The sequence below is a fragment of the Corynebacterium vitaeruminis DSM 20294 genome, assembly GCF_000550805.1.
GTDB classification, from domain to species: Bacteria; Actinomycetota; Actinomycetes; order Mycobacteriales; family Mycobacteriaceae; genus Corynebacterium; species Corynebacterium vitaeruminis.
In genome coordinates this window covers 959,964-986,960 of the sequence record NZ_CP004353.1, presented here as the reverse complement: position 1 = coordinate 986,960, position 26,997 = coordinate 959,964, and the positions used below count along the sequence as shown (strand labels likewise).

General features: G+C 67.3%; 31 protein-coding genes. 10 read left to right on the top strand and 21 right to left on the bottom strand.

Annotated elements, in window-relative coordinates:
• From B843_RS04630 to B843_RS04605, 6 genes are all read right to left on the bottom strand, one after another.
• Window positions 1–678, bottom strand: a complete 678-nt coding sequence (locus tag B843_RS04630; protein WP_025252351.1) for a zf-HC2 domain-containing protein — start codon at window positions 676–678, stop codon at window positions 1–3.
• On the bottom strand, window positions 665–1,078 hold the full coding sequence (locus tag B843_RS04625) for a DoxX family protein (RefSeq protein ID WP_025253944.1): 414 nt from the start codon (window positions 1,076–1,078) through the stop codon (window positions 665–667). The genes B843_RS04630 and B843_RS04625 overlap by 14 nt, the downstream gene beginning before the upstream one ends.
• A gap of 30 nt (window positions 1,079–1,108) precedes the next feature.
• The gene (sepX, locus tag B843_RS04620; RefSeq protein WP_025252350.1) at window positions 1,109–2,248 is read right to left on the bottom strand and encodes a divisome protein SepX/GlpR; all 1,140 of its coding nucleotides are present in this window, start codon (window positions 2,246–2,248) and stop codon (window positions 1,109–1,111) included.
• Window positions 2,249–2,336: 88 nt separating this feature from the next.
• Window positions 2,337–3,050 carry a GNAT family N-acetyltransferase gene (locus B843_RS04615; protein WP_025252349.1) on the bottom strand — a complete coding sequence of 238 codons (714 nt, stop codon included), beginning with the start codon at window positions 3,048–3,050 and terminating at the stop codon, window positions 2,337–2,339.
• 9 nt (window positions 3,051–3,059) lie between these two features.
• Window positions 3,060–4,325 carry a molybdotransferase-like divisome protein Glp gene (glp, locus tag B843_RS04610; RefSeq protein ID WP_025252348.1) on the bottom strand — a complete coding sequence of 422 codons (1,266 nt, stop codon included), beginning with the start codon at window positions 4,323–4,325 and terminating at the stop codon, window positions 3,060–3,062.
• Window positions 4,326–4,439: 114 nt separating this feature from the next.
• Window positions 4,440–5,360 (bottom strand): UTP--glucose-1-phosphate uridylyltransferase, encoded by a 921-nt coding sequence (locus B843_RS04605; RefSeq protein WP_025252347.1) that lies wholly within the window; start codon window positions 5,358–5,360, stop codon window positions 4,440–4,442.
• A 318-nt stretch (window positions 5,361–5,678) separates the two neighbouring features.
• Here B843_RS04605 and B843_RS04600 point away from each other — a divergent pair, with 318 nt between their 5' ends.
• From B843_RS04600 to mscL, 3 genes are all read left to right on the top strand, one after another.
• Window positions 5,679–6,263: a 5-formyltetrahydrofolate cyclo-ligase gene (locus B843_RS04600; RefSeq protein ID WP_025252346.1), complete on the top strand. Its 585-nt coding sequence runs from the start codon at window positions 5,679–5,681 to the stop codon at window positions 6,261–6,263.
• Window positions 6,264–6,301: 38 nt separating this feature from the next.
• Window positions 6,302–6,973: an SAF domain-containing protein gene (locus B843_RS04595; RefSeq protein WP_025252345.1), complete on the top strand. Its 672-nt coding sequence runs from the start codon at window positions 6,302–6,304 to the stop codon at window positions 6,971–6,973.
• A gap of 86 nt (window positions 6,974–7,059) precedes the next feature.
• The gene (mscL, locus tag B843_RS04590) at window positions 7,060–7,464 is read left to right on the top strand and encodes a large conductance mechanosensitive channel protein MscL (RefSeq protein ID WP_025252344.1); all 405 of its coding nucleotides are present in this window, start codon (window positions 7,060–7,062) and stop codon (window positions 7,462–7,464) included.
• Between the two features lie 53 nt (window positions 7,465–7,517).
• Here mscL and B843_RS13465 read toward each other — a convergent pair whose 3' ends face one another.
• From B843_RS13465 to B843_RS04555, 7 genes are all read right to left on the bottom strand, one after another.
• Window positions 7,518–7,709, bottom strand: a complete 192-nt coding sequence (locus B843_RS13465) for a hypothetical protein (RefSeq protein ID WP_025252343.1) — start codon at window positions 7,707–7,709, stop codon at window positions 7,518–7,520.
• A gap of 16 nt (window positions 7,710–7,725) precedes the next feature.
• On the bottom strand, window positions 7,726–8,331 hold the full coding sequence (locus B843_RS04580) for a MogA/MoaB family molybdenum cofactor biosynthesis protein (RefSeq protein ID WP_025252342.1): 606 nt from the start codon (window positions 8,329–8,331) through the stop codon (window positions 7,726–7,728).
• Between the two features lie 105 nt (window positions 8,332–8,436).
• The gene (locus tag B843_RS04575) at window positions 8,437–9,789 is read right to left on the bottom strand and encodes a S1C family serine protease (RefSeq protein WP_025252341.1); all 1,353 of its coding nucleotides are present in this window, start codon (window positions 9,787–9,789) and stop codon (window positions 8,437–8,439) included.
• A gap of 109 nt (window positions 9,790–9,898) precedes the next feature.
• On the bottom strand, window positions 9,899–11,398 hold the full coding sequence (locus tag B843_RS04570) for a sensor histidine kinase (RefSeq protein WP_404825222.1): 1,500 nt from the start codon (window positions 11,396–11,398) through the stop codon (window positions 9,899–9,901).
• Complete coding sequence (locus B843_RS04565) at window positions 11,395–12,087, bottom strand: response regulator transcription factor (RefSeq protein WP_025252340.1); 693 nt, start codon at window positions 12,085–12,087, stop codon at window positions 11,395–11,397. The genes B843_RS04570 and B843_RS04565 overlap by 4 nt, the downstream gene beginning before the upstream one ends.
• Window positions 12,088–12,357: 270 nt before the next feature.
• Window positions 12,358–12,531, bottom strand: a complete 174-nt coding sequence (rpmF, locus tag B843_RS04560; RefSeq protein ID WP_025252339.1) for a 50S ribosomal protein L32 — start codon at window positions 12,529–12,531, stop codon at window positions 12,358–12,360.
• 19 nt (window positions 12,532–12,550) lie between these two features.
• Entirely contained in the window at window positions 12,551–12,823 is a 273-nt protein-coding gene (locus B843_RS04555) for a type B 50S ribosomal protein L31 (protein WP_025252338.1), read from the bottom strand.
• Window positions 12,824–13,376: 553 nt separating this feature from the next.
• Here B843_RS04555 and rpmB point away from each other — a divergent pair.
• From rpmB to B843_RS04520, 7 genes are all read left to right on the top strand, one after another.
• Entirely contained in the window at window positions 13,377–13,613 is a 237-nt protein-coding gene (rpmB, locus tag B843_RS04550) for a 50S ribosomal protein L28 (protein ID WP_025252337.1), read from the top strand.
• A gap of 3 nt (window positions 13,614–13,616) precedes the next feature.
• Window positions 13,617–13,781 (top strand): 50S ribosomal protein L33, encoded by a 165-nt coding sequence (gene rpmG, locus B843_RS04545; RefSeq protein ID WP_012359793.1) that lies wholly within the window; start codon window positions 13,617–13,619, stop codon window positions 13,779–13,781.
• A 3-nt stretch (window positions 13,782–13,784) separates the two neighbouring features.
• On the top strand, window positions 13,785–14,090 hold the full coding sequence (gene rpsN, locus B843_RS04540; protein WP_025252336.1) for a 30S ribosomal protein S14: 306 nt from the start codon (window positions 13,785–13,787) through the stop codon (window positions 14,088–14,090).
• An 18-nt stretch (window positions 14,091–14,108) separates the two neighbouring features.
• Window positions 14,109–14,357: a 30S ribosomal protein S18 gene (gene rpsR, locus B843_RS04535; RefSeq protein ID WP_025252335.1), complete on the top strand. Its 249-nt coding sequence runs from the start codon at window positions 14,109–14,111 to the stop codon at window positions 14,355–14,357.
• Window positions 14,358–14,666: 309 nt separating this feature from the next.
• The gene (locus B843_RS04530; protein ID WP_025252334.1) at window positions 14,667–15,440 is read left to right on the top strand and encodes an electron transfer flavoprotein subunit beta/FixA family protein; all 774 of its coding nucleotides are present in this window, start codon (window positions 14,667–14,669) and stop codon (window positions 15,438–15,440) included.
• A 12-nt stretch (window positions 15,441–15,452) separates the two neighbouring features.
• Complete coding sequence (locus tag B843_RS04525; protein ID WP_155895104.1) at window positions 15,453–16,433, top strand: electron transfer flavoprotein subunit alpha/FixB family protein; 981 nt, start codon at window positions 15,453–15,455, stop codon at window positions 16,431–16,433.
• A gap of 3 nt (window positions 16,434–16,436) precedes the next feature.
• A complete protein-coding gene (locus tag B843_RS04520) occupies window positions 16,437–17,900 on the top strand; it encodes a cytochrome b/b6 domain-containing protein (RefSeq protein WP_025252332.1) in 1,464 nt (487 codons plus the stop codon).
• A gap of 605 nt (window positions 17,901–18,505) precedes the next feature.
• Here the strand turns inward: B843_RS04520 and B843_RS04515 are convergent.
• Genes B843_RS04515 through B843_RS04480 form a run of 8 tightly spaced genes read right to left on the bottom strand, consistent with a single transcriptional unit; the run spans window position 18,506 to window position 26,990 of the window.
• The gene (locus B843_RS04515; RefSeq protein WP_025252331.1) at window positions 18,506–19,276 is read right to left on the bottom strand and encodes a thioesterase family protein; all 771 of its coding nucleotides are present in this window, start codon (window positions 19,274–19,276) and stop codon (window positions 18,506–18,508) included.
• Window positions 19,273–19,935, bottom strand: a complete 663-nt coding sequence (locus B843_RS04510) for a CoA transferase subunit B (protein WP_025252330.1) — start codon at window positions 19,933–19,935, stop codon at window positions 19,273–19,275. The genes B843_RS04515 and B843_RS04510 overlap by 4 nt, the downstream gene beginning before the upstream one ends.
• Window position 19,936: 1 nt before the next feature.
• Window positions 19,937–20,674 (bottom strand): CoA transferase subunit A, encoded by a 738-nt coding sequence (locus B843_RS04505; protein WP_025252329.1) that lies wholly within the window; start codon window positions 20,672–20,674, stop codon window positions 19,937–19,939.
• A gap of 2 nt (window positions 20,675–20,676) precedes the next feature.
• A complete protein-coding gene (locus B843_RS04500) occupies window positions 20,677–22,380 on the bottom strand; it encodes an AMP-binding protein (RefSeq protein WP_025252328.1) in 1,704 nt (567 codons plus the stop codon).
• Window positions 22,381–22,420: 40 nt separating this feature from the next.
• Complete coding sequence (locus B843_RS04495) at window positions 22,421–23,245, bottom strand: HpcH/HpaI aldolase/citrate lyase family protein (RefSeq protein ID WP_025252327.1); 825 nt, start codon at window positions 23,243–23,245, stop codon at window positions 22,421–22,423.
• On the bottom strand, window positions 23,242–23,742 hold the full coding sequence (locus tag B843_RS04490; protein ID WP_025252326.1) for a MaoC family dehydratase: 501 nt from the start codon (window positions 23,740–23,742) through the stop codon (window positions 23,242–23,244). The genes B843_RS04495 and B843_RS04490 overlap by 4 nt, the downstream gene beginning before the upstream one ends.
• 15 nt (window positions 23,743–23,757) lie before the next feature.
• Window positions 23,758–24,915 (bottom strand): acyl-CoA dehydrogenase family protein, encoded by a 1,158-nt coding sequence (locus tag B843_RS04485; protein ID WP_025252325.1) that lies wholly within the window; start codon window positions 24,913–24,915, stop codon window positions 23,758–23,760.
• Window positions 24,916–24,953: 38 nt separating this feature from the next.
• Entirely contained in the window at window positions 24,954–26,990 is a 2,037-nt protein-coding gene (locus tag B843_RS04480; protein ID WP_025252324.1) for an acetyl-CoA carboxylase biotin carboxylase subunit, read from the bottom strand.
• Window positions 26,991–26,997: the final 7 nt, after the last annotated feature.

The following is a 26,997-nucleotide window of genomic DNA, read 5'->3' as shown; positions in this document are numbered from 1 at the left end:
CTAGCTGATCGGCTCCGCCTTGATCGAGCTCCAGGCGTTGCGCAGGACGGCCCACCCCTGGGTGGACACCCACGTCCAGGCCAAGGCGAGCACGGAGGCCAGCAGGAGAACGAGGTGGGCGACCTCTGGCGTCGACAAGCTGGCTAGGAACAGATCGCGCACGCTGAAACCGAAGCTAAACATCCACATCGCGCCGAAGACGGGCAGCGTGCCAGCGGACAGGCGCGGCATCCAGGCCGCGACGAAGAGCGCGAACCCCATCGCGCAGCGCGCGGCCGCCGCCTCCACCGCGAGCGACTGCGAGGCCGGGTCGATGTCGACGGCGCCGGTCGACTGCGCATCGCCGAGCGTGGCGACCGCGCCCACCACCCAAGCCACGCCCAGCACGGCGAGGAGCACCCGGGCGAAGGAGGCCGACAGCGCGCGGTTGGCCGCCTGCTTGCGGAACTCCGGCTCGACGCCGGCCAGGATCGCCTCGGAGAGGTCCGGAATACCCGGCATATCGCTGCCGATCCCGTTGAGGCTCAGCGTCCGGTTGAGCTGGGCGGCTCGCTCGAGGAAGGCCTGGCAGTCCGGGCAGGAGGCGACGTGCGCATCGAGGACGTCGTCATCGATGCCCGGGTCCTCGCCGTCGAGCCGCGCCGAGAGCGCCGCTTGGACTTGTTCACAGCTCAGCACGGCCAAAGACCCCATCGAGGCTCGCCCTGCCGGAACCGAAGACCACGATCATCAGCAGGGCCGCGATGAGCACCAACGGGTACTCGATGCCGTTCTCGGCGACGAAGAAGCCCTGGCCGAAGTGGACGAAGTACAAGGCGGCGAGCATCAAGAGCGCAAGCGCGCCCGCGACGAAGGTGGTGAGCAACCCCAGCACGAGGAAGCCCCCACCCAGCAGCTCCGCACTGGCGGTGATGAGCGCCGTCAGCTTCGGCTGCGGGATCCCGAAGCCCTGGAACTGGGTGGTGGTTTCGGCGATGCCGGTGCGGAAGAAATGCTCGAAGCCGTGCGCGATGAAGACTACACCGAGCACGGCCCGAAATATGAGCAGCGCAGCATCCCGGACAACAGGTTGATCCATGAAGGTTGCTTTCTAGGTTGTGGGCGCGGGCTAGCCCGCGCGGCGACCGTGGCGGAAGTCCACCTCGCGGACGGCACCGTATCCGTTGGTCCCGTCGGTGTTGCTGGTCGGCGCCACGTAGGTGTCGAGGTATTCGAAGTCCGGGCTGTCGTCGTCGATCTCCAGCACGACGGCGCCGGGGCGGCGCAGGCGCTCGGGGATGCCGAGGGCCTCGTCGTGTTTGTTGCGCACGCCGAGCTGCGCGCGGCGCAGCTGCTGGATGCGGCGGCGGCGCAGGCGCTCCTCGGCCGCGACCTGCTGGCGCAGGGCGTAGAGGTAGACGGCGGTGGCGACACCCGCGATGGCGGGCAGGATCCATGCCCAGCCCCCGATGACGAAGCCGAGCACGAGGGTGACCACCACGCCCGCACCCAAGCCGATGAGGGTGCGCTGGCGGCGCTGGTAGCGGCTGAGGCTGGCCTGCTTGTCGGCCTCGGGGTCCCAGCCGCCGCGGCCGCGGCGGCGCGCGGCGAAGGCCAGCTCGTCCTCGGTCAGCTCTCCGCTGTCCGCGGTGGCAGGCTCGGGCTGCTCGTCGCGGGGCTGCGCTACCTCCTCGTCGAGCTCGTCGACGGGCTCTGCCTGCCCGTCCTCGTCACCGAAGACCAGATCCTCAGGGCCGATGTAGGTCTCGTCGAGCTCGTAGGACGCCTCGTCCTCGTCGAACTCGTACTCGTCGTATCCTTCTTCGACCGCGGCCGCCTCGTCGTTCTCATCGACTTCTTCCACTTTTTCCGCCTTGGGGAGCTCCTGGACGACCTCGCCGTCGACGACGTCGGCGCGAACCTCCGCTTTCTCGCGATCCTGCCTGCCCAGCTTGCTGCGCACGCTCGCGAAGGCGGAGTCCAGCTTCTCCGAGGCCTCGTCCGCGATGAGCGGATCGTCGAGCTCGTCCTCGAGCTCGACGTCGACCATCTCGAAGCGCTCGTCCTCGTCGGAGGCGTGCACGTCGGAGGCGCTCAGGCGCGGGCGGCGACGGGGGCTGAGCTCGCCGCTACCGCCCTCGTAGACGACGCGGGTCTCGTCGAAGGCCTCGCCGGCCTTGCGGATCGGCTTCTGCCTGCGCAAAAGCCACGGGGTGAGGACGAAGATCCACACCACGATCAAGAGGCCGATTGCGATTGCACCTGGCATTGCGCACACCTTCCAATGGAGACTGCTGATTCACCGCGGGGTTCTGGCCAGAGCCACTGCCCCAGATTCCCCTTAAGGTTAGTCGCTCTCAGACCTCGTCCCCGGTGACACGCCGGGCGGCGCCGGAGGCGATGAGCCGGCCGGTGCAGGAGTCCACGAACTCGTCCTCGGTGAGCGCGACGAGGACGTGGTCGCGCCAGCGGCCGTTGATGTGCAGGTTGGACTTGAGGTAGCCCTCCTTACGGAATCCGCTGTGGGCTAGCACCTTCCCCGAGGCCTCGTTCTCGGGAAGATAGGTGGCGGTCACCCGGTGCAGGCCGATGCGGGAAAAGGCATGGTCGGTGCCCAGCGCGCAGGCCGCCGTCGCGATGCCGCGCCGGTGGTACTGGCTAAAGACCCAGTACCCGATCCAGCACTCGGAGACGATGCCGCGCTGGATGTTGCCTAAGGTCACCTGCCCGGCGAAGTCGCCGTTGACCTCGATGACGAGCGGCACGACGAAGCCCGCCTCGGCCGACTGCCTCAGCGTAAAGAAGTAGCCGCGCCACGCGGCGATCGAGTGCGCCTGCGCCCAGGTCTCCTCCACCGTGGGCTCGACCGGCTCGAGGAACTCCCGGTCGGCCTGACGCTGCAGGCACCAATCCTTCCCGTCGCGGAAGGTGAGCGGGCGCAGCCGCAGGCGGTCGCCGGAGGCGAGCTCGAGCGTGCCGGTGTACTCGCCCCAGCCGGGGTGGGTTGGGTGCACCGGCCCGAGCGCAGGCTGCGGCCCGGCCCCGAGGGCCTTTCTGAACTTGGCGAGCATGAAGGGGCGCTACCTGCCCTGGGACAGGAAGATGACCTCGACAATGTCGCCCGGGCGGACCTGGGTGACCTCCTCGGGGATCTTGATCATGGCGTTCGCCTCGGACAGGCCCGCCAGGAGGTGCGAGGGGGCGCCGTTGGCCCCGCCGAGGCCCTCGACGAGGTAATCCTGCGTCTCCGAGTCGCGCATGAGGCGGGCGCGGACGTAGCCGCGGCGGCCAGCCTTCGAGCCGACGTGGTTGAGCGCTCGGGCGCGCACGGTGCGGCGCAGCGGGGTGCGTTTGCCCAGGCTGAGCCGGATGACGGGGCGGACGAACATCTCGAAGATGACCAGCGCCGACACCGGGTTGCTGGGCAGCAGGAAGACCGGGGTCTGGTCGTCGCCGAGCAGGCCGAAGCCCTGCACGGAGCCCGGGTGCATGGCGACGCGGGTGGTGTCGATGGTGCCCAGCTCGGAGAGCACGGCGCGGATGGAGTCCGAGCCGGAACCGCCCACGGCGCCGGAGATGACGATGATCTCCGAGCGCAGCATCTGCGCCTCGATGATCTCCTTCAGCCGGCGCGGCTCGCCCGCGGCGATGCCCACGCGGTGGACGTCGGCGCCCGCCTCCTTGCCCGCGGCCGCGAGCGAGTACGAGTTAACGTCGAGGATCTGCCCGAGGCCCGGCTCGCGATCGATGTCGATGAGCTCGTGGCCGACGGAGATGACGGACAGGCGCGGGCGCGGGTAGACCAGCACCTTGCTGCGGCCGACGGCGGCGAGCAGGCCGATGTGCGCGGGCCCTAGGATGGCGCCCGAGCTCACCGCCACGTCGCCGGGGCGGATGTCGTCGCCGACCTTGCGGACGAACTCGCCGCTGCGCACCGGCTTGGAAGCCACCATGCGCTTGCGCCCCCGGTCGGTCCACTCCAGCGGGATGACGGCATCGGACAGCGTCGGCAGCGGCGCGCCGGTGTGGACGCGCACCGCCTGCTTGGGCTGCAGGCGCAGCGGGCGCTGAGAGCCCGCGGCCACCTCGCCGACCACGGGGAGGGAGGTCTCGGACAGATGCACCGGGGCGTCGGCGGGGCGCCCGAGGCCGCGCTCGCCGCCCACGTCGACGGCGCGGATGGCGTAGCCATCGATCGCGGCCTGGTCGAACCCCGGAAGCGGCCTGGTGGCCTGGACCTCTTCGGCGCACATGAGGCCGAGGGCATCAGCGATGGCGATACGGACCGGCTCCGGGGCGATCGCCGCCTCGGACACCAGGGCTAGTTGCTCCTCTACTGAGCGCACGTGCCATTCTCCTCACCTAGCATCGACGTTTGACGGGTGACCCGTCACACTCGAAGAATAACTTTAGCCGACACGCTCCGCGGCGAACGCATTTCCGCCCGGCGTGGAGCCCTCTTAGGCGCCGTGCTCCTCGAGGATCTGGCGCAGGGCCCGCTTGAGGTGCTTGCCGTAGACCGGGTGGGAGAGGCCGAAGTCGACGACGGCGGGGATGTAGCCGCCGGGGTTGCCCAGGTCGTGGCGCTTGCCGTCGTGAACGAGGATGTGAACCGGATGGCCTTCGTCGATAAGCAAATCGATGGCGTCGGTCAGCTGCAGCTCGCCGCCGGCGCCCGGGGTGATGCGGCGCAGGGCGTCGAAGATCTTGCGGTCGAGCAGGTAGCGGCCGGTGGCGACGAAGTTGGACGGCGCGTCCTCGACGGAGGGCTTTTCCACCATGCCCTTGACCTTCTTCACGGTGTAGGGGCCGTCGTAGTCCGCGTCCTCGATCTCGAAGACACCGTAGTTATAAACTTCGTCCTCTGGGACCTCGACCGCGCACAACACGCTGCCGCCGAGCTGCTCGCGCACCTCGACCATCTTCTCCACCACGCCCATCGGCAGGACGAGGTCGTCGGGCAGCATGATCGCGACGACATCCTCGTCGTCGTCGAGGACGGACTCCGCCAGGCTCACGGCGTGACCCAGGCCGAGCGGCTCCTCTTGGACGACCGACACCGGCTGGATGAGCTGGTTCGCGCGGCGCACCTTCTCCAGCTGCTCGGTCTTACCCCGGGACTCCAGGGTCGCCTCGAGCTCCGGGAAGCGCTTGAAGTGCTCGAGCACCTCCTGCTTCTTCGGCGCGGTGATGACGGCGAGGCGCGTCGCGCCCAGATGGGCCGCCTCCTCGGCGATCAGCTCGATGCCTGGCGTGTCCACGACCGGGAGCAGCTCCTTCGGCACGGTCTTCGTGGCCGGCAGGAAACGGGTGCCCATTCCGGCAGCGGGAACGATGACCGTCTTCACGGCATGGGCGGGGGCGTCTTGAGGCAAGGTCATGAAAGGAAACTTTACCTATTCCATTCATTTTGTTTGTCCGCAACGCCCCGTTTCGAGGCGCCGTTCGCCGCGTTCTCTCCCGCCTCCCGCTCGCCCCACGACGTACGAAAATAGCCAGCAAGGTGCACATATTCTTCCATGAGCTGCGTCTTTAGGGGCACGTTGGGCGGGACCTGGCTGTTAGAACTTTCACAATCCACCGCACCTATTCGCGGGCACCAGATTGGGCGGCACCGGGGCAAACCGGGCAGAATCGGAGGGAAAGAAGCGACGATAGTGAGGAAGAGCTACCCCACTAATGAGGAAGGACACCGAGCGATGAGCGACCCACAGGCGGCAAAAAAGGCAATGCGCGCGCAGCTGCAGGAGGCGCGACTCGCCCGCAGCGACGCCGATCGGGCCGCAGCCAACGAGGCGATCGTCTCCTCACTTGTCTCGCTCATCCAGTCCAAGGGCTTCCGCGCGGTGTCCGCCTACTGCGCCTTCGAGGAGGAGCCGGGCGGGCCGGGCCTCGTCGACGCGCTGCTCCCCCACGTCGACGAGCTGTGGGTGCCGCTGTCGCGACCGAAGGGGATCCTCGAGTGGGCTCGCTACACCGGCCCCGAGTGCCTGTGCTCAGGCGCCTACGGCATCCCGGAACCCACCGGCGAGGCCACGGGCAGCGAGATCCTCTCCTCGCTCGACCTCGTCATCGTCCCCGCGCTCGGCGCGACGCCGCAGGGGCAGCGCCTCGGCAAGGGGGCGGGCTACTACGATCGCGCGCTGGAGCCGCTCCCGCCGGTCACTCCGGTACAGGTTGCCGTGCTTTTCGACGCTGAAGTCCGCGCCGACATCCCGTTCGCGCCCCACGACGCGACCATCCCCTTCATCCTCACCGAGAAGGGCCTGCGCACGACGAGCTAGCCGGGAACCCGCCTCGCCGTGGGCCCGTCTACCGTGGCATGAGCGAGAACAAACGGTGGGAGGCGCTGGCGCGGCCCGGGTACCGCCGCAGCCAATTCATTCGGAGGTCGGTGGCGGTCGCGCTCGTGCTGGCTGCATTATTATTCACCGCGTGGGAGTCGCGCGGATCCACCGCGCCGGTGGTGGTCGCATCCCGCGACGTGTCGGCGGGCTCGCTGGTCGCGGAGACCGACCTCAAGGTCGCACGCTTTCCCGCAAACCTCGTCCCGGAAGGGGCGCTCACGGACCCAGGCGAGGCCAGCGGGCGGGTGGCGGCGAGCGCCATGTCCACGGGGATGCCGGTGCTGGCATCGAGCGTGGTCTCACTCGAGCTTTCCCACTCGGTTGTATCTAAGTCCACAGGCGACGAAGTTCGTGAGCCATACAACATGGTCCCCATCCGGCTCGCGGACCCCGCGCTGGCCCCGTTGCTCGTCCACGGCGACACGGTGACGGTGGTCGCGGGCGACGGCGCCGGCGACCACGGCGAGGTCATTGCCACAGGTGGGACCGTTATATTCACTTCCGTTGATGATTCACAGAAAACGGGAGTCCCCGCCGGGACCGTCATGATCGCCCTGCCCGAAAGTCAAGCTCAGAACGTTGCCACGGCCTCGCTTTCGCGCGGATTGGCCGTGGTTTTAAGTGGAACCAGGGCCAACCTGACATAAAATCACATTTTATTCTTTGACTTTTCTAAGCTTTTTCCACTACCCTCATTCGAAGTTGTAACACCTACCGAAAAGGAACTCTTCACATGCTTAAGGGCTTCAAGGACTTTATCCTCCGCGGCAACGTCATCGACCTGGCCGTCGCAGTCGTCATCGGTGGTGCTTTCACCGCCATCGTCACTGCCTTCTCCGATAGCCTCATCAACCCGCTCATCGCTGCCCTCGGTGGCGCCGACGTCTCCGGCCTGGGCTTCCACGTCCGCGCTGGCAACGAGGCCACCTTCATGGACTTCGGCGCGGTCATCACCGCGGCCATCAACTTCCTGCTGATCGCCGCGATCGTGTACTTCGTGCTCGTTGCTCCGATGAACAAGCTCAAGGAGATGCAGGCTAAGCGCAAGGGCGTCGAGGAGGACGAGGTCGCTCCGGCATCCGTCGAGGCCGAGCTCCTCGAGGAGATCCGCGACCTGCTCAAGACCCAGCAGAAGTAGTCGGTAGAGACTTCAAGCCCGGTTCCACAGGATCCTGTGGAACCGGGCTTTTGCTATGCGCCGTAATGCGGCGGGCGCTGCTCGAGGTAGAAGTCTCGGTCGCGCTCTCCCCCGCCGTCGTCCTCCTCGTCGATCAGGACGCGGCGCTCCTCGTCCGCGGAGGTCGGCGGCGCCTTCCGGTCGGCGAGGCGATCGTACTCGGCCTCGCTGCGCCGCACGACTCGGCGGCGCTTCTTGATGCTCACGACGACCTAGCCCAGCCTAGTCAACGGTCGACCGGCGCAGCTGGTCGACGAGGTGGTGCACCAACGGGGTCAGCGTGGCCATGCCGTCGCGGATGGCGGAACGCGAGGCCGCGAGGTTAACCACGACGGTTGACCCGGACACACCAGAGATGCCGCGCGAGGTGCAGGCGTCGACCGCGCCGCAGGCCAGGCCCGAGGAGCGCAGCGCCTGGGCGATTCCGGGGACGTGCTGATCGAGCACGTCGCGTGTGGCCTCCGGTGTGCGGTCGCGCGGGCCGACGCCGGTGCCGCCGACGGTGAGCACGAGATCCACGCCGCCGATGACGGCGGTCTCGATGGCCTTTCGGATCTGCGAGCGCTTGTTCCTCACGGTGAGCACGCCGTCCACGACGAAGCCGCCCTCCTCGAGCAGCTCCGTGCACAGGCGATCGGTGTCCTCGCCGGAGGAGATGACGTGGTCGGACACGAGCACCACGAGCGCGCGGCGCGGGGCGCCCATCGCCTCCTCCGCCTCGGTCGCTCGGAAGAACTCAGCATCGGGCTCGCCCACCTCGAGGAGCGCGGAAGCGCGCGCTCCCGAGCTCGTCTCTTCTTCAAACGTGTCCGTGCTGATGCCACTCATGTGCGTGTAAGTCCTTTTAAACTGCGGTCAGATGCGGGTATCCGCGGCAGGCCTGGGTGCCGGCCGCGGGGCGAAGCTGCCGTGGGTTCCGGCGTGCATCTAAAACTACTCGCTTGTGAGAGTAACCTCCACCTCACGCGGGTTGTCGCCGTTTTCGTCGCCGACCGTCAGCGTGATGGTGGACCCGAAGTCGCTGCTGCGCACCGCGGCGATGAGCGCGTCGGCGGAGTCGATGCGGCGGCCGTTCATGCCCGTGATGACCTCACCCGCCTTCAGCCCCGCCTGATCGCCGGGGCCACCGGCGGTCACGTCGGCGATCTTCGCGCCGGTGACCGTCGCGTTGGACTGCAGCTGGACGCCGATCATCGGCTGGGTTGCCTTGCCGCTCTCGATGAGCTGGGAGGCCACGCGGCGGGCGAAGTTGGCCGGGATGGCGAAGCCCAGGCCGATGGAGCCAGCCTCGCCGGTGCTGGAGGTGCTAGTCGAGGCGATGACGGAGTTCATGCCGATGAGGTTGCCGCTCATGTCCACTAGCGGGCCGCCGGAGTTGCCGGGGTTGATGGCCGCGTCGGTCTGGATGGCGTCGATGAGCGAGGACTGGCTGTTCTGGTCGCCGCCCGCGCGGACCGGCCTGTTCAGCGCCGAGACGATGCCGCTGGTCACGGTGGATGACAGGCCCAGCGGGGAGCCCACGGCCACGACCTCCTGGCCCACCTTGAGCGCAGAGGAGTCGCCGAAGTTCATCACCGGCAGGCCCGAGGCCCCCTGCAGCTTGATCACGGCGACATCGGTGTTCTGGTCGCCCGCCACAAGGTCGGCCTTGTATTCGGTGCCGTCATTGAGGTTCACGGTGATCTCGGCCTGGCCGGACTCCGCGTCGGCGATGACGTGGTTATTGGTCATGACATAACCGTCGGAGGAAATAATCGAGCCGGAGCCCTCAGCCACGCCGGTGCGGGTAGTCACCTGAATGGAGACCACGGACGGCAAGACGGTCGCGGCGACCTTCTCCACGGAACCGTCGGCGGCCTCGCTTCCCGTGCTGTTGGAGGCAGGTTGCTGGTTCAGGTTGTCGAGCACCTGGGTCTTCGAACCGCTGCCGCTGTTCTCCTTGGACACAACGACGCCGGTAATCGAGCCCGCGCCTATGGCGGCGACCAACGCGAGGGCCGCCGCGGACTTCATGCTCATCGTGCGCGGCTGTTTCTCCACGGTTGCGGTGTTTGCTCCCTGAGCCCAGGTTGGCTCCGACGCCGCACCCTGGCCAGCCTCAGCAGCCCCGGCGGACTGGGATTGGTAGTAGGAGCCCTGCGCCGAGGAGGGGTTCCCCGCAGCGTTGGTGGAGTACGGCGACTGCACCCTATCGAAAGAGGTGGTCTCCTCCGAGGCACCTTGCTGATTGGCCTGGGGATCCTGCGGGGTGTTATCGGAAGGCGTGGAACCAAAAGAGTTTTTCATGTGGGAAACTATGCTCCTGCTTGCTGGGGGGCCACTGCTACCTCTCTGGAGGTTTCATGTGAAAGTCTGGGAGAACTCTGTGAGCCCAGACTAGCCTATCCCCGGCCTTCTAGGAGCGGCGGTTCTTGCGCTTACGCCCGGCGCCGAGGCGGGATTTTTCGAGTTCACCCGGCATGGCGAAGCCCGGGAGGACCACCCGCATCTCGGCACCGCCGTCGGAGGACTCCCCCGCCGTAATGGTCCCACCGTGGCGCTCGATCGTCTGTTTGACGATGGCCAACCCCAGACCCGACCCAGGCGTGGAGCGGGCCTGCACCGAACGGAAGAATCGCTCAAAGACCTTCTCCCGGTCCTCCTCGGGGATGCCCGGCCCCGAGTCGGCCACGGTGATCTCCACCGTGCCGTCGAACAGCGGGGTCATGGCAAGGCGCACCACGCCGTCGTGCGGCGACCACTTCGCCGCGTTGTCGAGCAGGTTGAGGATCGCCCGGCCCAGGCCGTGGGTGTCGCCGTCGAGGTACCAGGGCGTGGTGTTCGTCTTGAACTGCACGTCGGGGCGGCGGCGCTTCACGCGCATGAGGGCGTCGTCGATCACCTCGAGGAGGTCGACCTGCTCGAGGGAGGTCTCCGGGACGTCGTCGCGCGCGAGGTCGACCAGGTCCCCGATGAGGGTGGACAGCTCCTCCATCTGGGCTATGACGTCGCGCTCGAGCGCCTGGCGGTCCTCCTCCGAGATCCCGACGCCACCGGAGCGTTGCATCATCATGAGCAGCTCGATGTTGGTGCGCATGGAGGTCAGCGGCGTCTTCAGCTCGTGGCCAGCGTCGGCGACGAGGTCGGCCTGGCGGCGGCGCGAGTTCTCCAGCGCCTCGAGCATCTCGTTGAAGCCGCACGTGAGATCGGCCAGCTCGTCGTTGCCGATCACCTCGATGGGACGCAGCTCGTCCGTGCGGCGGACGCGGTCGACGGCGGCATGGAGGCGACGGATCGGCCGCAGGCCCGCCTTGGCCACCATCATCCCGGCGGCGATGGCGAGGAAGATACCAAACAGGCCCACGAGCAGCAGCACGAGACCAAGGCTGGTGATGAGCTGGTTGAGACTAGTCATGTCGCGGGCCAAGAGCACCGTCGCCCCCGACTCGCTGCGCTTGGAGTAAATGCGCTCGCCGTCGACGGTGGCCATGACCGCGTCCGTGCCCGCCGACTCCGCGCTGGTCAGCTGCGGGATGTCGTCGCCGATGACGAAGCTGGAGGCGGGAAGCCGGATGGAGACTCGGGTGGCCGAGTTGTAGAGGCGGAAATTGTCCACCACCTTCTGCGCGTCCACCATGGTGGTGGGCTGGACCGCCTGCTGCAGCAGTGCGGAGGCCTCGGTGGCGAGGTCCTTGTCCACGGACTCACGCAGGGTCGAGGACACGGTCCAGTAGGCGACGATCGTCATCATTCCCACCGCGATGGCGACCATCGCGGCGGTGAGCATGGAGATCCTCCACCGCAGGGAGGCCTTATTGCTCCACGGACCCCGTGTGATTTCGAGGTCGCCAGAATCGGCCTGGAGCGACTCTTCATGGTCGCCCTCAGGCCGATTCGTAGGTTTGCGCAGGATCACGGAGCCGTGTCCCTCAGAACGTATCCGACGCCGCGCACCGTGTGGATGAGCCTCGGCTCACCCTCGGACTCGGTCTTGCGGCGCAGGTAGCCGATGTACACCTCGAGCGCGTTGCCGGAGGTGGGGAAATCGTAGCCCCAGACCTCCTCGAGGATGGTCGAGCGCGACAGCACGCGGCGCGCGTTGGTCATGAGCAGCTGGAGCAGCGCGAACTCGGTGCGGGTCAGGCTGATCTGGCGGCCGTTGCGGGTCACGTCCCGGGTGTCGGGATTAAGACGCAGATCCTCGAAGACCAGCTCGCCCTGTCCGCCGCTGTTGACGGAGTCGGCGGCGGCGCGGCGCAGCAGCGAGCGCACGCGGGCCAGTAGCTCCTCCAGAGCGAAGGGCTTGGGCAGGTAATCATCTGCGCCAGCATCGAGGCCGGCGACGCGGTCGGACACCCCGTCGCGAGCGGTGAGCACCAAAATCGGGCGGTCGTCTCCCCCGCTGCGCAGGGTGCGGCACACCTCCAGACCATCCATCTTGGGCATCATCACATCCAAGATGACCAGTTCGGGCTGTTCCTTCTCAATGACCTCCAACGCCTGCTGGCCATCCTCCGCGAGGTGTACCTCGTAGCCGTTGAAGGTGAGAGAACGACGCAGGGACTCGCGTACAGCCTGCTCGTCATCTACAACAACAATTTTCATTCTTTCAATCTTGCCTTGTCTACCTTTAGCGTTACTGAGCAAACGCTAGATTCGTTCTATGAACATACATACCGTGTTTACTTTCTTAGCACGGACCAGCCCCGCTGCCAGCAGTTTTCGCCGGGCACGTGAATTTCAGGTGTCGCTCAACGCGACCACAGCGTATTTTCATCTACTTCCATTATGTAAAAATCCGGCCCGCCACCCCGCAAACGGGGAGCGCACCGGATTTTCCTAGACAAGATCTAGATTCAAGACCGTTCTCTTAAGCTAGAACTGCTCGACCTCGACCAGGCCCAGCTGAGCGGCCTTCACCAGACGACGCGGAATGCGCACGGTCTGACCGTTGACCTTGACCTCCTGGAGGGCGACATTGTCGGCCTTCCACTGGGAACGACGGGAGTGCGTGTTCGCACGGGACATACGACGCTTCGGTACTGCCATGGTTTTTCCCTCCTAACCTTTAAGCCTGGGTCTTCTTCTTGCGACGAGCCATTGCACCGAAGCGCTGGTTGAACTTCTCAACGCGGCCAGCGGTGTCCATGACGCGCTGTGCACCAGTCCAGAACGGGTGGGACTCAGCGGTGACGTCGACGACGATCAATGGGTACTCATTGCCATCTTCCCACTCGACGGTGCGGTCGGAGGAGGCGGTGGAGCGAGTCAGGAACTGGTGACCAGTGCCCGCATCGCGGAAGACTACTGGGTGGTAGTCAGGATGGATATCCTTCTTCATAAATTCGATTCCCTCAGGATTGAAACTTCAGGTCGGTTCTTCGCATCCTCACGGGGTCCCCACATAAGGAAACCCACGGCAAAGATCGTGCCTGAGTTGGGCTCGGATGAACTGAAGACATCGCACGTCAGCGGGCAGATCTGCACGAGACAGCGATGACAACTTGAAATACGTTACACCATCGGCCCAGTTCAACGAAATTTCCCGCCCACGCTTTCCGACGCCTACGGCACCGCTCCCCCATCCGTATAAATACTTGCGTCACATCCGCCCCGGGAACCACTGGAAAAACACTGGCACGCTCGGCGTTGCCCGGGCCTCGGGCGGCCACCATTGGGCGTCGATAAGCGAATAACCAGCACTACCGCGCGATGAACGAAAACTGAACGGGAGGCGATTAGGAGATTTCAGCAAAAGCAGGTAAGCTTCTCCCTTGCTGTTGTCGAAATTGTTCGTTTATCGCCCCGTCAGCTGGCACAACCGCGCCCCGAGCCTTGCTTGGTGCGGCGCAACTTTGCAGGTTAAGACGTGGGCGGCTAGGAGAAAGAAACCCATGTCGGCTATTTGCCAGGTCACGGGACGCCAGCCGTCTTACGGCAAGTCTGTCTCGCACTCGCACCGACGCACGTCTCGCCGTTGGAACCCCAACGTGCAGCGTCGTAAGTTCTACCTGCCCTCCGAGGGCCGTACCATCACCCTGAATGTTTCCACCAAGGGCCTGAAGATCATCGACCGCGACGGCATCGAGTCCGTCGTCGCCAAGATCCGAGCACGTGGGGAGAAGATCTAACAGATGGCACGTAACGATATCCGTCCGATCATCAAGCTAAAGTCTACGGCTGGCACCGGTTACACCTACGTCACCCGTAAGAACAAGCGTAACAACCCCGATCGTATTACCTTGAAGAAGTACGATCCGGTAGCCCGCAAGCACGTCGAATTCCGCGAGGAGCGATAATCTATGGCTAAGAAGTCCAAGATCGCCAAGAACGAGCAGCGCAAGGAAATCGTCGCCCGCTTTGCGGAGCGCCGTAACGAGCTCAAGGCAATCATCAAGAACCCCAACACCCCCGACGAGGAGCGCCTCGACGCTCAGTTCGAGCTGAACCGTCAGCCTCGCGACGCCTCCCCAGTTCGTGTCCGCAACCGCGACTCTCGTGACGGCCGTCCGCGCGGCTTCCTCCGCAAGTTCGGCGTCTCCCGTGTCCGTATGCGCGAGATGGCTCACCGCGGTGAGCTGCCTGGCGTTCGTAAGTCCAGCTGGTAATTGTCGAGGAGTTTGCAAATGAAGCGCACCAACATGAAGAAGGCGCGGATGGAGCAGTCCCGCCGCCCCAAGAAGAACCCTCTCAAGGCAGCCGGTATCGAGAAGGTTGACTACAAGGACATCAACACCCTTCGTCTCTTCATCTCCGACCGCCACAAGATCCGTTCTCGTCGCGTCACCGGCCTGACCCCGCAGCAGCAGCGCCAGGTCGCCACCGCCGTGAAGAACGCTCGCGAGATGGCTCTCCTGCCGTTCACCAGCCGCTAAAGACTGGGTGAGCAAACGCTGCCGAGCAATCGGCAAGCGATAACAGCATGAAACGCTCGTTCCCCTCGTGGGGACGGGCGTTTTGTCGTATCCGGCATCGCTTCTGGGATACCCGTCCCCAAGGCCGCGCGTTTGCGCCTTCGCTCCCAACAAACGCGCAGGTGGCCGCTCCTATCGGGCCGGATATGCGCGGATATTGGCGAGGCGCCGGGGACCCCCTCCCCCGATTTAGTTGCGTGGCTCACACTCTTGGGTTAGTTTAGTTAATCATCATTAACTCAAATCTATTCAGGAAGCTGAGGAACTCCCATGCGCATTGTCGTGCTGGTGAAGGAAGTCCCCGACACCTTCGGGGAGCGCAAGGTCTCGCTGGAGACCGGCCTGACGGACCGCGAGGCCTGCGACCCGGTGCTCGACGAGATCTGCGAGCGCGCCGTCGAGGCCGCGCTGACGCTGGCAGGCACAGGTGAGCACTCCGTCCACCTGATGAGCATGTCCCCGGAGTCCGCGGCATCCAGCATCCGCAAGGGGCTGGCCATGGGCGCGGAGTCCGCCGTCCACATCTGCGACCCCGCCCTCCTAGGCGCCGACCTCTCGCTCACGGCCGAGGTGCTGGCCAAGGCGATCGAGAAGGAGGGATTCGACCTCGTCATCGCCGGGAACCTCTCCACCGACGGCAACGGCGGCATGGTGCCCGCCATGATCGCGGAGTGGCTCGACCGCCCGCACCTCACCCACCTGTCCGCCCTCGAGGCGACCGCGACAACCGTCAGCGGCACCCGCGCCGGCGACGACGGCGATTCGCAGGTCACCGCCGAGCTCCCGGCGGTCGTCTCCATCACCGAGGCTTTCCCGGACGCCCGCTTCCCCAACTTCAAGGGCATCATGGCGGCGAAGAAGAAGCCGTTTGGCACCCTCACCCTCGCCGACCTCGGCATCGACGCCCAGGATTTCTCCATTCCTCGCGCGATCATGACGGAGGTCGCCGAGCGGCCGCCGCGCGCCGCCGGGGTCAAGGTCACCGACGACGGCACCGCCGCCGCCCAGCTCGCCGACTACCTCGCCCAGAACAAGCTGATCTAGGAGCACACCATCATGCAGTACGCGAACGATTCCATTCTCACCGTCATCGCCGCGACCGCCGAGGGTGCGGTCCCCGCCTACGCCGCGGAGCTCCTCGGCGCGGCCAGCCAGCTGGGCACGCCGGTGGCGCTCTACCTCCACGGCGAAGGCGCCGACGCTAAAGCGGGAGCGTCCTGCCTCGGCGAGCTCGGCGCCTCGCAGGTGCTCACTGTCGCCGTCCCCGGCGACGTCCTCGTGGGCCCCGCGGTCGACGCGGTCGAGGCCGCCGAGCGCGCCTGCGCCCCGCAGGCGATCCTCCTGCCCCACAACGTCGACGGGCGCGACATCGCCGCCCGCTTCTCGGTCCGCGCGCGCCGCGCCCTCCTCGCGGACGTCGTGGGTGTGAGCCGCGACGACGAGGGCATCGTCGGCCACCACGCCGTCTTCGGCGGCAACTACACGCTCGTCTCCGCCGCCACCTTCGGCGCGCCCGTCGTCACGGTGCGCCTCGGCGCGGTCGACCACCGCGCGGCCGCCGCCAGCGGCGAGTCCGAGGCGCTCTCGGTCGAGGCCTCCGGCCGCCGCGCCGCAACCGTGGTGAGCACGAAGCCCGCCGTGGTCAACAGCGAGCGCCCCTCGCTGCTGGGGGCGAAGAAGGTCGTCTCCGGCGGCCGCGGCTTCGGCTCGCAGGAGGGGTTCGCGCAGGTCTACGACCTCGCCGACGCCCTGGGCGCCGCCGTCGGTGCCTCCCGCGCCGCCGTGGACGCGGGCTACATCGAGCACACCGCGCAGGTGGGCCAGACCGGCGTCTCGGTCACCCCGGACCTCTACGTGGCGCTCGGCATCTCCGGCGCCATCCAGCACATGGCGGGCATGCAGACTTCCAAGACCATCGTGGCCATCAACAAGGACCCGGAGGCGCCGATCTTCGACATCGCCGACTTCGGCATCGTGGGCGACGTCTTCGAGATCATCCCGAAGCTCGTCGACGAGATCAACGCGCGGAAGGGATAGCCCATGACCACCATCACCCTGCGGCGGGGGCTGCCGCGCACCCCGGGCGGCGGGCCGTGGCCGCCGGTCACCGAGGCGGAGACCACGCTGGCCGTTGCTACCCCCGCGCCCTCCATGACGGCGCCTGAGCCGGAACCCGCCCCGGCCGCCCCGGCCGCCGTTGCAGAGACGGTGGAGACGAGGCAGGTCGCCGTCGACCAGCGGCTTCGCCGCGGGCTCCCCCGCACCCCCGGCGGCGAGCCGTGGCCGCCGGCAACCGTCACCGTCCAGGTCGCGGTGCCTGCCGTGGCGCCCGCCGAGCCCGAGACTGCAGCGCCCGCCGCCCCTAAGCTGGAGACCGTCACCGAGGAGGTCGCACTGCGCCGGGGGCTTCCCCGCGTCCCGGGTGGCGCGCCCTGGCCGGAGGTCGCCTCCGCCCAGGTCACCTCGACGAGGCCCATCGCAGCCGCCCCTGAGCCTGCGCCCGAGCCCGAGCCGGTTGCCGAGCCAACCCCGACCCCGGTCGCGGCCTCCGCGCCTGCGCCCGCGGCGGAACCGGCCATGGCCGTCGACAAGCAGAAGCAAGAAGCAAAGGGCGACGGCAAGTGGATCGGCGGCGCGCTGGGGCTGGTCGCGCTCGGTGCGATCGCCATGGTCATCGCGCGCTGGTTCCTCGGCTCTGGCGCGGGCGAGAGTTTCCTCGAGCGCTACCCCGGACACGCGCCGATGCCGGACAGCGCGCCGGTGGGCGTGCCCGCGTGGCTGGCGTGGTCGCACTTCTTCAACGTCTTCCTGATGGTGCTCATCATCCGCTCCGGCCTGCAGATCCGCGGCGAGCGCCGCACGCCGGCGTACTTCACCCCGCGCAGCGGCAAGGGCAAGATCAGCCTGACCATCTGGTTCCACCAGTCGCTCGACCTGCTGTGGGTGGTAAACGGCGCGGTCTTCTTCGTGCTGCTGTTCGCCACCGGGCAGTGGATGCGCATCGTGCCGACGAGCTGGGAGGTCTTCCCCAACGCCGTCTCCGCCGCGATCCAGTACGCCTCCTTCGACTGGCCGACCGAGAACGGCTGGGTGCACTACAACGCGCTGCAGCAGCTCGCGTACTTCCTCACGGTGTTCGTGGCCGCGCCGCTGGCGATCGCGACGGGCGTGCGCATGAGCTCGCTGTGGCCGAAGGACAACCAGAGGCTCAACGCGGCCTACCCGGCGGAGCTGGCCCGCAAGGTCCACTTCCCCGTCATGCTGTACTTCGTCATGTTCATCGTGGTCCACGTGCTCTTGGTGTTCTTGACTGGCGCGCTGCGCAATCTCAACCACATGTTCGCCGCCCAGGGCTCGGTCGACCCCAGCGCCTACGCGGGCAACTGGACCGGGTTCCTCCTCCTACTCGTGGCGGTGGCCGTCACCGTGGGCGCCTGGTTCGCCGCGCGCCCGGTGGTGCTCTCCCCCGTCGCCAGCGCGTTCGGCGAGGTCACCACGCGTTAGCTTAGCGCTTTCCGACGCCCCTACGGTTCGTCCGTGGGGGCTTTGTGGCGTGCCAGGGGTTTGGCAGGCGCGCGGATTCCGGCAGGGACCTGCAAACATCCCCGCATCTGCGGGGCTGCAGATCTGACCACCTTGGGCTTTCCGCGTTGAGGTCGCACAGATGCGCGGATGCGGCGTTAGTGCCGAGCCCGGCCAAGATCCGCGCATCTGCTTTTCGACGCCTTCGGCGCCGCTTCACCAACCCTTATACAGAGACCTCGCTCTTGACCGTGACGCGCGCGCCTGGATCTTGCACAGGCGCGCGGATTCCGGCGGGGGCCTGCCAACATCCGCGCATCTGCGGGGCTGCAGATCTGACCACCTGGGATTTCCCACACCGGGATCGCACAGATGCGCGGATTCGGCGTTGCGGACGGGGCCGGTTGCAAGAAAGCGCTTGTTCGACAGAACCGCGCCCACAAACTCGCAGGTGGTCAGATCTGCAGCACGTCAAGAAACCGCTCGTTTGCCCGAGGCGCGGGCTCATGCGCGTGGGGCCGTAGGCGTCGACAAGCGGCATGCAAAAACCCCAATCTTTCGATTGGGGCATGCGGTGCGAGGACGGCCTAGGACTTGCGCAGGGTGAGGCTCTGCTCGGCGCGGCCGACAGGGCCGTGGACGTCGTGGAGCACGGAGCTGGTGAGCCCGATGCCGTCTGAACCCCACAGGACCGTCGTGTCGAGGCCGGTCCACTGGCCGTCCGGCTGGCGGTAGAGGTGGACGGTGAGGTCGACGTTGGGGAACGCCCACTCGAGCGGGCTTTGCTGCGGGTTGATGCCGTTGGCGACGTCGATGCGGGCGAAGAACTCGGCGACCTCGCTGCGCTCCTCGCCCTCGACGAGCTCGTTGGGCGAGGTCAGCCACGTGGCGCCGCGGCCGGGCTTGAGCTCCCGCGCCTGGCGGGACTGCATCTGGCCGATGAAGCCGCCGCCCCACAGATCGCTGAGGTTGCGCTCGGGGCAGTCCTCGGGCGCCGGCAGCGGCTCGGCGTCGACGGAGGCCACCGCGGAGGTGTCGGAGGCCGCGAGGTACCAGGCCCGCGCCGTGATCGCCGCGCGGCCGGCGATGGTCGCGGTGGCCTGGACCAGCTCGATGGTGCGGCCCGGGCGCAGGATCTCCACCTCGACCTCGACGTCCTTGTACGGCAGGCGGCCGAGGATGTCGAAGGAGACGCGGCTAAGCAGCAGCTCCTTGTGCGGGCGGGAGCGCTCGATCTCGTAGACCATCAGGCCAGCCAACGAGCTGAAGTGGTAGTCCTCCGGCGACCAGGCGCCCTCGGAGTGGCGGGTCGGCTCGAAGGTGGTCTCGCCGGTGCGGCGGAAGTAGTGGTTGGTCATTCGGAGTCTCCTTCCAGGTCGACGACGTAGTTGGCATCGGTGTTGTCCTCGATGTCGCGCAAGGTGATCCCCGGCGCGATCTGGCGCAGGACGAGGTGATCGCCGTCGACGTCGAAGCTACCCATGTCGGTGATGATCCGGTCGACCACGCCGATGCCGGTCAGCGGCAGCTCGCACTGCTTCTTCAGCTTCGGGCTCCCGTCGCGGGTCACGTGCTCGGTGAGCACGAGCACGCGCGGGGTGCCGGCGACGAGGTCCATCGCCCCGCCCATTCCCTTGACCATCTTGCCCGGCACCATCCAGTTGGCGAGGTCGCCGGACTGGGAGACCTCCATGGCGCCGAGGACGGCCATCTTCACCTTGCCGCCGCGGATCATGCCGAAGCTCGTGGCGGAGTCGAAGATCGCGGAGCCGGGGATGAGCGTGACGGTCTGCTTTCCGGCGTTGATGAGGTCGGCGTCCTCCTCCCCCTCGTAGGGGAACGGCCCCATGCCGAGGATGCCGTTCTCCGACTGCAGGATCACCTTCACCCCGTCGGGGAGGTTGTTGGCCACCAGCGTGGGGATGCCGATGCCCAGGTTGACGTAGTCGCCGTCGTTGAGCTCCTGGGCGGCCATCGCGGCCATCTCGTCGCGGGTCCAGCCCTTCTTCTCGGTCATGTCATTCACCTGCCTTTTCCGTGCTGCCAGTTGCCGGGCGCGGCCTGGTCGTGTGCTGCTCGATGGGCTTTATGCGGTCGAAGGCCTGGACGACGTGCTCGACGTGCACGCCCGCCGTGGTTACCTCCGCGGGGTCGATACCGCCGAGCGGGAGGATCTCCTCGCACTCGGCGATGGTGACCTGCCCGGACTCGGCGCACAGGGGGTTGAAGTTGCGGGCGGTCATGCGGTAGATCAGGTTGCCGCTGATGTCGCCGCGCCAGGCGTGGACGAGGCCGACGTCGGCGGCGATGCCGCGCTCCATCACGTAGGTTCGCCCATCGAACTCGGCGGTCGGCTTGCCCTCGGCGACGAGCGTACCCACGCCGATGGCCGTGTAGAACGCGGGGATGCCAGCCCCGCCTGCACGCAGCCGCTCGGCGAGGGTGCCCTGCGGGTTGAACTCCACCTCGAGCTCGCCGGCCAGGTACTGCCGGGCGAACTCCTTGTTCTCCCCCACGTAGGAGGCGAGCACCTTGGTGACCTGGTTGTTTTCCAGCAGGATGCCCAGCCCCTGGCCGTCCACGCCCATGTTGTTGCTGACGATTGTGAGGTTCTTGCGCCCCACGTCCCGCAGCGCCTCGATGAGGTCATAGGGCACGCCGCACAGGCCGAAGCCGCCGACGGCCAGCGTCATGCCGTCCTTGATGTTCTCCGCGATGAGCTCGCGCAGGTCGCTTCTTCGCTTATCGACGGCCATGGTTACACCCAGCCCAGGACCTTGGGTGCCATCTCGCGCAGCGCCACCTTGCGAACCTTGCCGGAGACCGTCATGGGGTACTCGTTGACCACCGCGACGTAGCGGGGCACCTTGTGCCGGGCGAGCTTGCCGTGGGCGAACTCGGCCACCTCGGCGGCGGTGAGGTCCTCCACGCCGTCGTTGAGGATGACCCACGCCATGATCTCCTCGCCGTACTTGTCGTCCGGCACGCCGATGACCTGCGCGTCGACGATGTCCGGGTGGGTGAAGAGGAACTCCTCGATCTCGCGCGGGTAGATGTTCTCGCCGCCGCGGATGAGCATGTCCTTCAGGCGTCCGGTGACGGCGAGGTAGCCGTCCTCGTCGATCTCGCCCAGGTCGCCGGTCTGCATCCAGCCGTCCGGGGTGATTGCCTCGGCGGTCTTCTCCTCGTGCTCCCAGTAGCCGTTCATGACGGAGTAGCCGCGGACGAGGATCTCGCCCTTCTCACCGATGGGCAGGGTCTCGCCGGTCTCTTCGCTGACGACCTTGCACTCGAGGTGCGGCATGATCTGGCCGACGGTGTTGACGCGCTTTTCCAGCGGGGCGTCCGTGGTGGTCTGGAAGGACACCGGGGAGGTCTCGGTCATGCCGTAGCAGATGGAGATGTCGTTCATGTTGAACTCGTTCATGACCTCGCGCATCGTCTTGGACGGGCAGGAGGTGCCCGACATGATGCCGGTGCGCAGCGAGGACAGGTCGTAGGGGCTGCCGTACTCGTGGAAGTCGTGGGCCTCCTCCAGCTCGTTGATGAACATGGTGGGCACGCCGTAGAGCGAGGTGGCCTTCGCGGAGTGGACGGCCTTGAGCGTCTCGCGGGACTTGAAGGTGGGCCCGGGGATGATGATGCAGGCGCCGTGGGAGAAGGCCGCGATGGTGCCCATCACCATGCCGAAGCAGTGGAAGAACGGGACCGGGATGCACACGCGGTCCTGCTCGGTGTAGCCCAGATTCTCGCCCACGAAGAAGCCGTTGTTGAGGATGTTGCGGTGGGACAGGGTCGCGCCCTTGGGGAATCCGGTGGTGCCGGAGGTGAACTGGATGTTGACCGGGTCGTCGGCGGTGAGGTCCTGGGTGTACTCGGTGAGGTCATCGATCTCGCCGTGGATGGCGTCGTACCAGTCCGAGGAGCCGAAGTAGATGATGTTCTTCAGCTGGACGCCGCGCTGCTTGCGGGCCTCGTTGAGCATGGAGCGGTACTCGGAGTCCTTGAAGCGCTGGGCGGCGAAGATCATCTTCACGCCCGCCTTGTTGAGCACGTAGTTGAGCTCGCTCTGGCGGTAGGCCGGGTTGATGTTGACCAGGATGAGGCCCAGGTGGTGGCAGGCCCACTGGACGATGACCCACTCCCAGCGGTTGGTGGACCAGATTCCCACGCGGTCGCCCTTGCGGTAGCCGTTGCGCACGAAGGCGGAGGCGAGGCGGAGCACCTTGTTGTAGAGCTTGTCGTAGGTGAAGGACTTGTCCGCGTAGACGTCGATGATGGCCTCGCGGGACGGGTACTTCTCGACCATCTGGCGCAGCATCTGGCCGAGGGTCTCCTGGCGCAGTGGCTTCGCGCCCTGCTCGACGGTGGCGCCGATGACGTGCGAGAGCAGGTTGCCCGCGTCGTCGACCTCGATGGAGCCGTAGGAGGTGCGCTTGGTGTTCATGGTGGTGGAGGTCATGGCTACTTCTTTCTCGTGAGGACTTGTTGTTCTGCCGGAGCTAGATCCCGGCGCGACGGACGATTGCCTTGGCGTGGCTGAACAGCGGGGCGTCAACCATGCGGCCTTCGAAGCTGAAGGCACCTTCGTTGTGTTCGGCCGCGGCGAGGAGCCGGCGGGCGAAGTCGATCTCTTCTTCGGTGGGCTTGTAGGCCTCACGAACGACGGCGACCTGGGAGGGGTGGATGCACACGGTGCCGATGAACCCGAGGGCGGCGGCGTCCTCGGCCTCGGCGCGCAGGCCGTCGATGTCGGCGATGTCGACGTGCACCGCGTCGAGCATGGCCTTGTCAAAGGACGCGGCGGCGAGCTGCACCCTGGCGCGGGCGAAGCGCACGACGTCGCGGTAGGTGTTGTCCGCGAAGCGGGAGGAGGTGCCGCCGAGGCCCGCGACGAGGTCCTCGCCGCCCCAGAACAACGCCCCGACGTTGTCGGCCGCCGCGATCTCCTCCGCGCGCAGCACGCCGCGCGGGGTCTCCAGCAGCGCGATGACGGTGGCGTCCGGGAGCACCCGGGCGATCGCCTCGAGGTCCTGGGAGCCCTCGGTCTTGGCCAGCATCACCTGCCGGAACGGGCTTGCGGCCACGGCCTTAAGGTCTGCGTCGTGCTCCGGGGTTGCGGCCGGGTTGACTCGAACGATGACGCGGCTGGGGTCGATGTCGCACTCCAGGATGGCGGCGCGGCCAGCTTCACGGTTGGCGGGGCGGCAGCCGTCCTCGAGGTCGATGATGAGCATGTCGGCGCGCTCGGCGGCCTTGGCGAAGAACTCGGGCCGGTCGGCGGGGGCGAACAGCGGGGCCGGGCCCGCGGGGATCCAGGAGCTCATGCCTGCTCCCCCTCCGGGCGGCAGGCGACCATCGTCGAGCGCACCGCGCGGCACACGATCGTGCCGTGCTGGTTGCGGCCGATGTGCTCGAGCTCCACGATGCCCTGCCCCGGGCGGGACTTGGACAGACGCTTGCCCGTGCAGATCGTCTCCGCGTAGAGCGTGTCGCCGTGGAACATGGGTGCGGGGAAGGCGACCTCGGTGAAGCCGAGGTTGGCCACGATGGTTCCCAGCGTCAGCTGGGACACCGACAGCCCCACCACTGTGGACAGGGTCCACATGGAGTTGACCAGGCGCTGGCCGTCGAAGCCCGGCTGCGTGGACGACCAGTGCGCGTCCAGGTGCAGCGGCTGGGTGTTCATGGTCAGGGTGGTGAACACGACGTCATCGGTCTCGGTGACGGTGCGACCCGGGCGGTGCAGGTAGCGCACGCCCTCCTCGTACTCCTCGAACCACAGGCCCCGCTGCTCGATCGTGCGGATGGCGGAATCGGTCATTCGGCGTCCCTTCCCCTAGAGCCCCAGCTGGCGGGCGATGAGCATGAGCTGCACCTCGGAGGTGCCCTCGCCGATCTCGAGGATCTTGGAGTCGCGGTAGTGGCGGGCGACGCGGTACTCGTTCATGAAGCCGTAGCCGCCGTGGATCTGGGTCGCGTCGCGGGCGTTGTCCATCGCGGCCTCGGAGGAGATGAGCTTGGCGATGTAGGCCTCCTTGCGGAAGTCGAGCCCCTTGACCATCTTCGCGGCGGCGGCCATCCAGGCCAGTCGCGCGGCGTGGACGCGGGCCTCCATGCGGGCGATCTTGAAGGAGATCGCCTGGTACTCGGCGATCGGCTTGCCCATGGAGGTGCGCTCCTTGGCGTACTTGACCGACTCGTCGACGCAGCCCTGGGCGGCACCGGTGGACAGAGCGGCGATGGCCACGCGGCCCTCGGCGAGGATGGAGAGGAAGTTGGCGAAGCCGCGGCCGCGCTCACCCAGCAGATTCTCGTTGGGCACGCGCACGTCGGAGAAGGTCAGCGGGTGGGTGTCGGAGGCGTTCCAGCCCACCTTGTCGTAGGCCGGCTCGACGGTGAAGCCCGGGGTGCCGTTGGGCACGATGATGGTGGAGATCTCCTTCTTGCCGTTGTTCTCGCCGGTCACGGCGGTGACGGTGCACAGGGAGGTGATGTCGGTGCCGGAGTTGGTGATGAACTGCTTGGAGCCGTTGATGACCCACTCGTCGCCCTCCTCGCGGGCGGTGGTGCGGGTGGCCCCAGCGTCGGAGCCCGCGCCCGGCTCGGTGAGGCCGAAGGAGGCCAGCTCGGTGCCCGCGGTGAGGTTGGGCAGGTACTTCTGCTTCTGCTCCTCGGTGCCGAAGTGGAAGATCGGCATGATGCCCAGGCCGACGCCGGCCTCGAGGGTGATCGCCACCGACTGGTCGACGCGAGCGATCTCCTCGAGGGCGATGCCGAAGGAGAGGTAGTCGCCGCCCATGCCGCCGTACTCCTCCGGGAACGGGAGGCCAAACAGTCCCATCTCGGCCATCTGGGAGACGACCTCGTAGGGGAAGGTGTGCTCGCGGTCGTGCTGGGCGGAGACGGGGTCGATGACCTCGTTGGAGAACTCGCGGACCACGTTCTGCAGCTCGCGGTACTCCTCGGGCAGGTCGGTGATGTTAATGTCAATCATGATCGGGGGTCCTTTCTAGGGGTGTGAACTGCAGGGGGTTAAGAGTTGTCGGTAGGGGTGACTGTGGCCAGGGGCTTGCCCGCCGGGACCTGGTCGCCGGCGCTCGCGTGGTAGGCGACGACGCCGTCGTGCGGAGCGCGCAGCACGTGCTCCATCTTCATGGCCTCCACCACGAGCACCGCGTCGCCCGCGGCGACCGTCGCGCCGGCCTGGGCGGACAGCGCGATGACGGTGCCCGGCATCGGCGAGGTGAGCGTGCCGTCGCCGCCGGTGTCCTCGTCGGCCGCCGAGCGGGCGACCTTCTCCTGACGCAGCACCCAGGTGCCTTCGTCGGAGGAGACGAGCTTCTCGGTCGCGGCGCCGGTGGCGCCGATCTGCCAGTGGCGGCTGAGACCGTCGGCGGTCACCCGCCAGGCCTCGCCGTCGCGGTGGATCGTGGCTCGGACTGTGCGCGGGGTGGCCTGCGCCTCCTCGTCGTCGCTCAGGCCCGCGACCACGTCGTGGACGGTGACCTCGGCCCCGGCCGGGGTGCCGCGAAGCGAGACGAGGCTCGAGCCGCCGTCCCAGGCCAGCCGCACCCGCTGGGAGGCCGAGCGGCCCAGGCGCCAGGCGTCCGGGACAGCCCATGCCGAGCCGGGCTTGTCCGGCCAGCGCTCGGCCAGCCACACCATCGCGGCGGCGACGAGGGCGTCGTCGGGGACGTCGGAGACCTGGTAGTCGCCGACCACCTCGTCCAGCAGCCCGGTGTGCAGGTCGCCCGCGACGACCTCGGGGACGTTGATCAGGAAGCGGCAGAAGTCGGTGTTGACGCCGACACCCGCCACGACGGTGTTGGCCAGCGCCCGGTCGAGGCGGCTAAGCGCCTCGGTGCGGTCGGCGCCGTGGACGATGACCTTCATGAGCATCGGGTCGTAGAGCGAGGAGATCTCTGAGCCGTCGGCGATACCGGAGTCGACGCGGACGCCCGGGCCCTGCGGCTCGACGACGCGGGCGATGCGGCCGCCGGTGGGCAGAAAGCCGTTGGCCGGGTCCTCGGCGTAGACGCGGGCCTCGATGGAATGCCCGGTGAGCGTCACGTCGTCCTGGGTGATCGGCAGCTTCTCGCCGCGGGCCACCGCCAGCTGGAGGGCGACCAGGTCGTAGCCGGTGGCCATCTCGGTGACGGGGTGCTCGACCTGCAGGCGGGTGTTCATCTCCATGAAGTAGAAGTCGCCGGGGCGAGCGGAGGGGACGATGAACTCGACGGTTCCGGCGCCGACGTAGCCGACCGAACGCGCCGCGTCGCAGGCGGCCTCGCCGATGGCCGTGCGGGTGTCCGCGTCCAGGAGCGGGCTCGGGGCCTCCTCGATCACCTTCTGGTGGCGACGCTGGAGCGAGCATTCGCGCTCGCCCAGGTGGACCACGTTGCCGTAGGCGTCGGCAAGCACCTGCACCTCGATGTGGCGCGGCGTGTCGACGAAGTGCTCGAGGAAGAGGGTGTCGTCGCCGAACGCGCCTTTCGCCTCGCGGCGGGCGGTGACCAGGGCCTCGGGCAGGGAGGCCGGGTCCTCGATGCGGTGCATGCCCTTGCCTCCGCCGCCCGCGGACGGCTTGATGAGGACCGGGAAGCCGATGCCCGGCGCGGCGGCGATGATCTCCTCGTCCGTGAGCCCGGGACGCGAGATGCCGGGCACCGTGGGGACGTTGCGCGCCTCGACGGCCGCGCGGGCGGAGATCTTGTCGCCCATGGTTTCGATGGCAGACGCCGGCGGGCCCATGAAGACGATGCCGTTGTCCGCGCAGGCGCCGGCGAAGGCCGCGTTCTCGGCGAGGAAGCCGTAGCCGGGGTGGATGGCGTCGGCGCCGGTGCGGCGGGCCGCGTCGATGATCTTGTCGATGACCAGGTAAGACTCGCGGGCGGGCGAAGGCCCGATGTGGACGGCGACGTCGGCCTCACGCACGTGCGGGGCGTCGGCGTCGGCGTCGGAGTAGACGGCGACGGAGCGGACTCCCTGGTCCTTGAGGGTGCGGATGATGCGGCACGCAATCTCACCGCGGTTGGCGACGAGCACCGTGTGGATGTTGTTGTGTGTCATGAGTTCT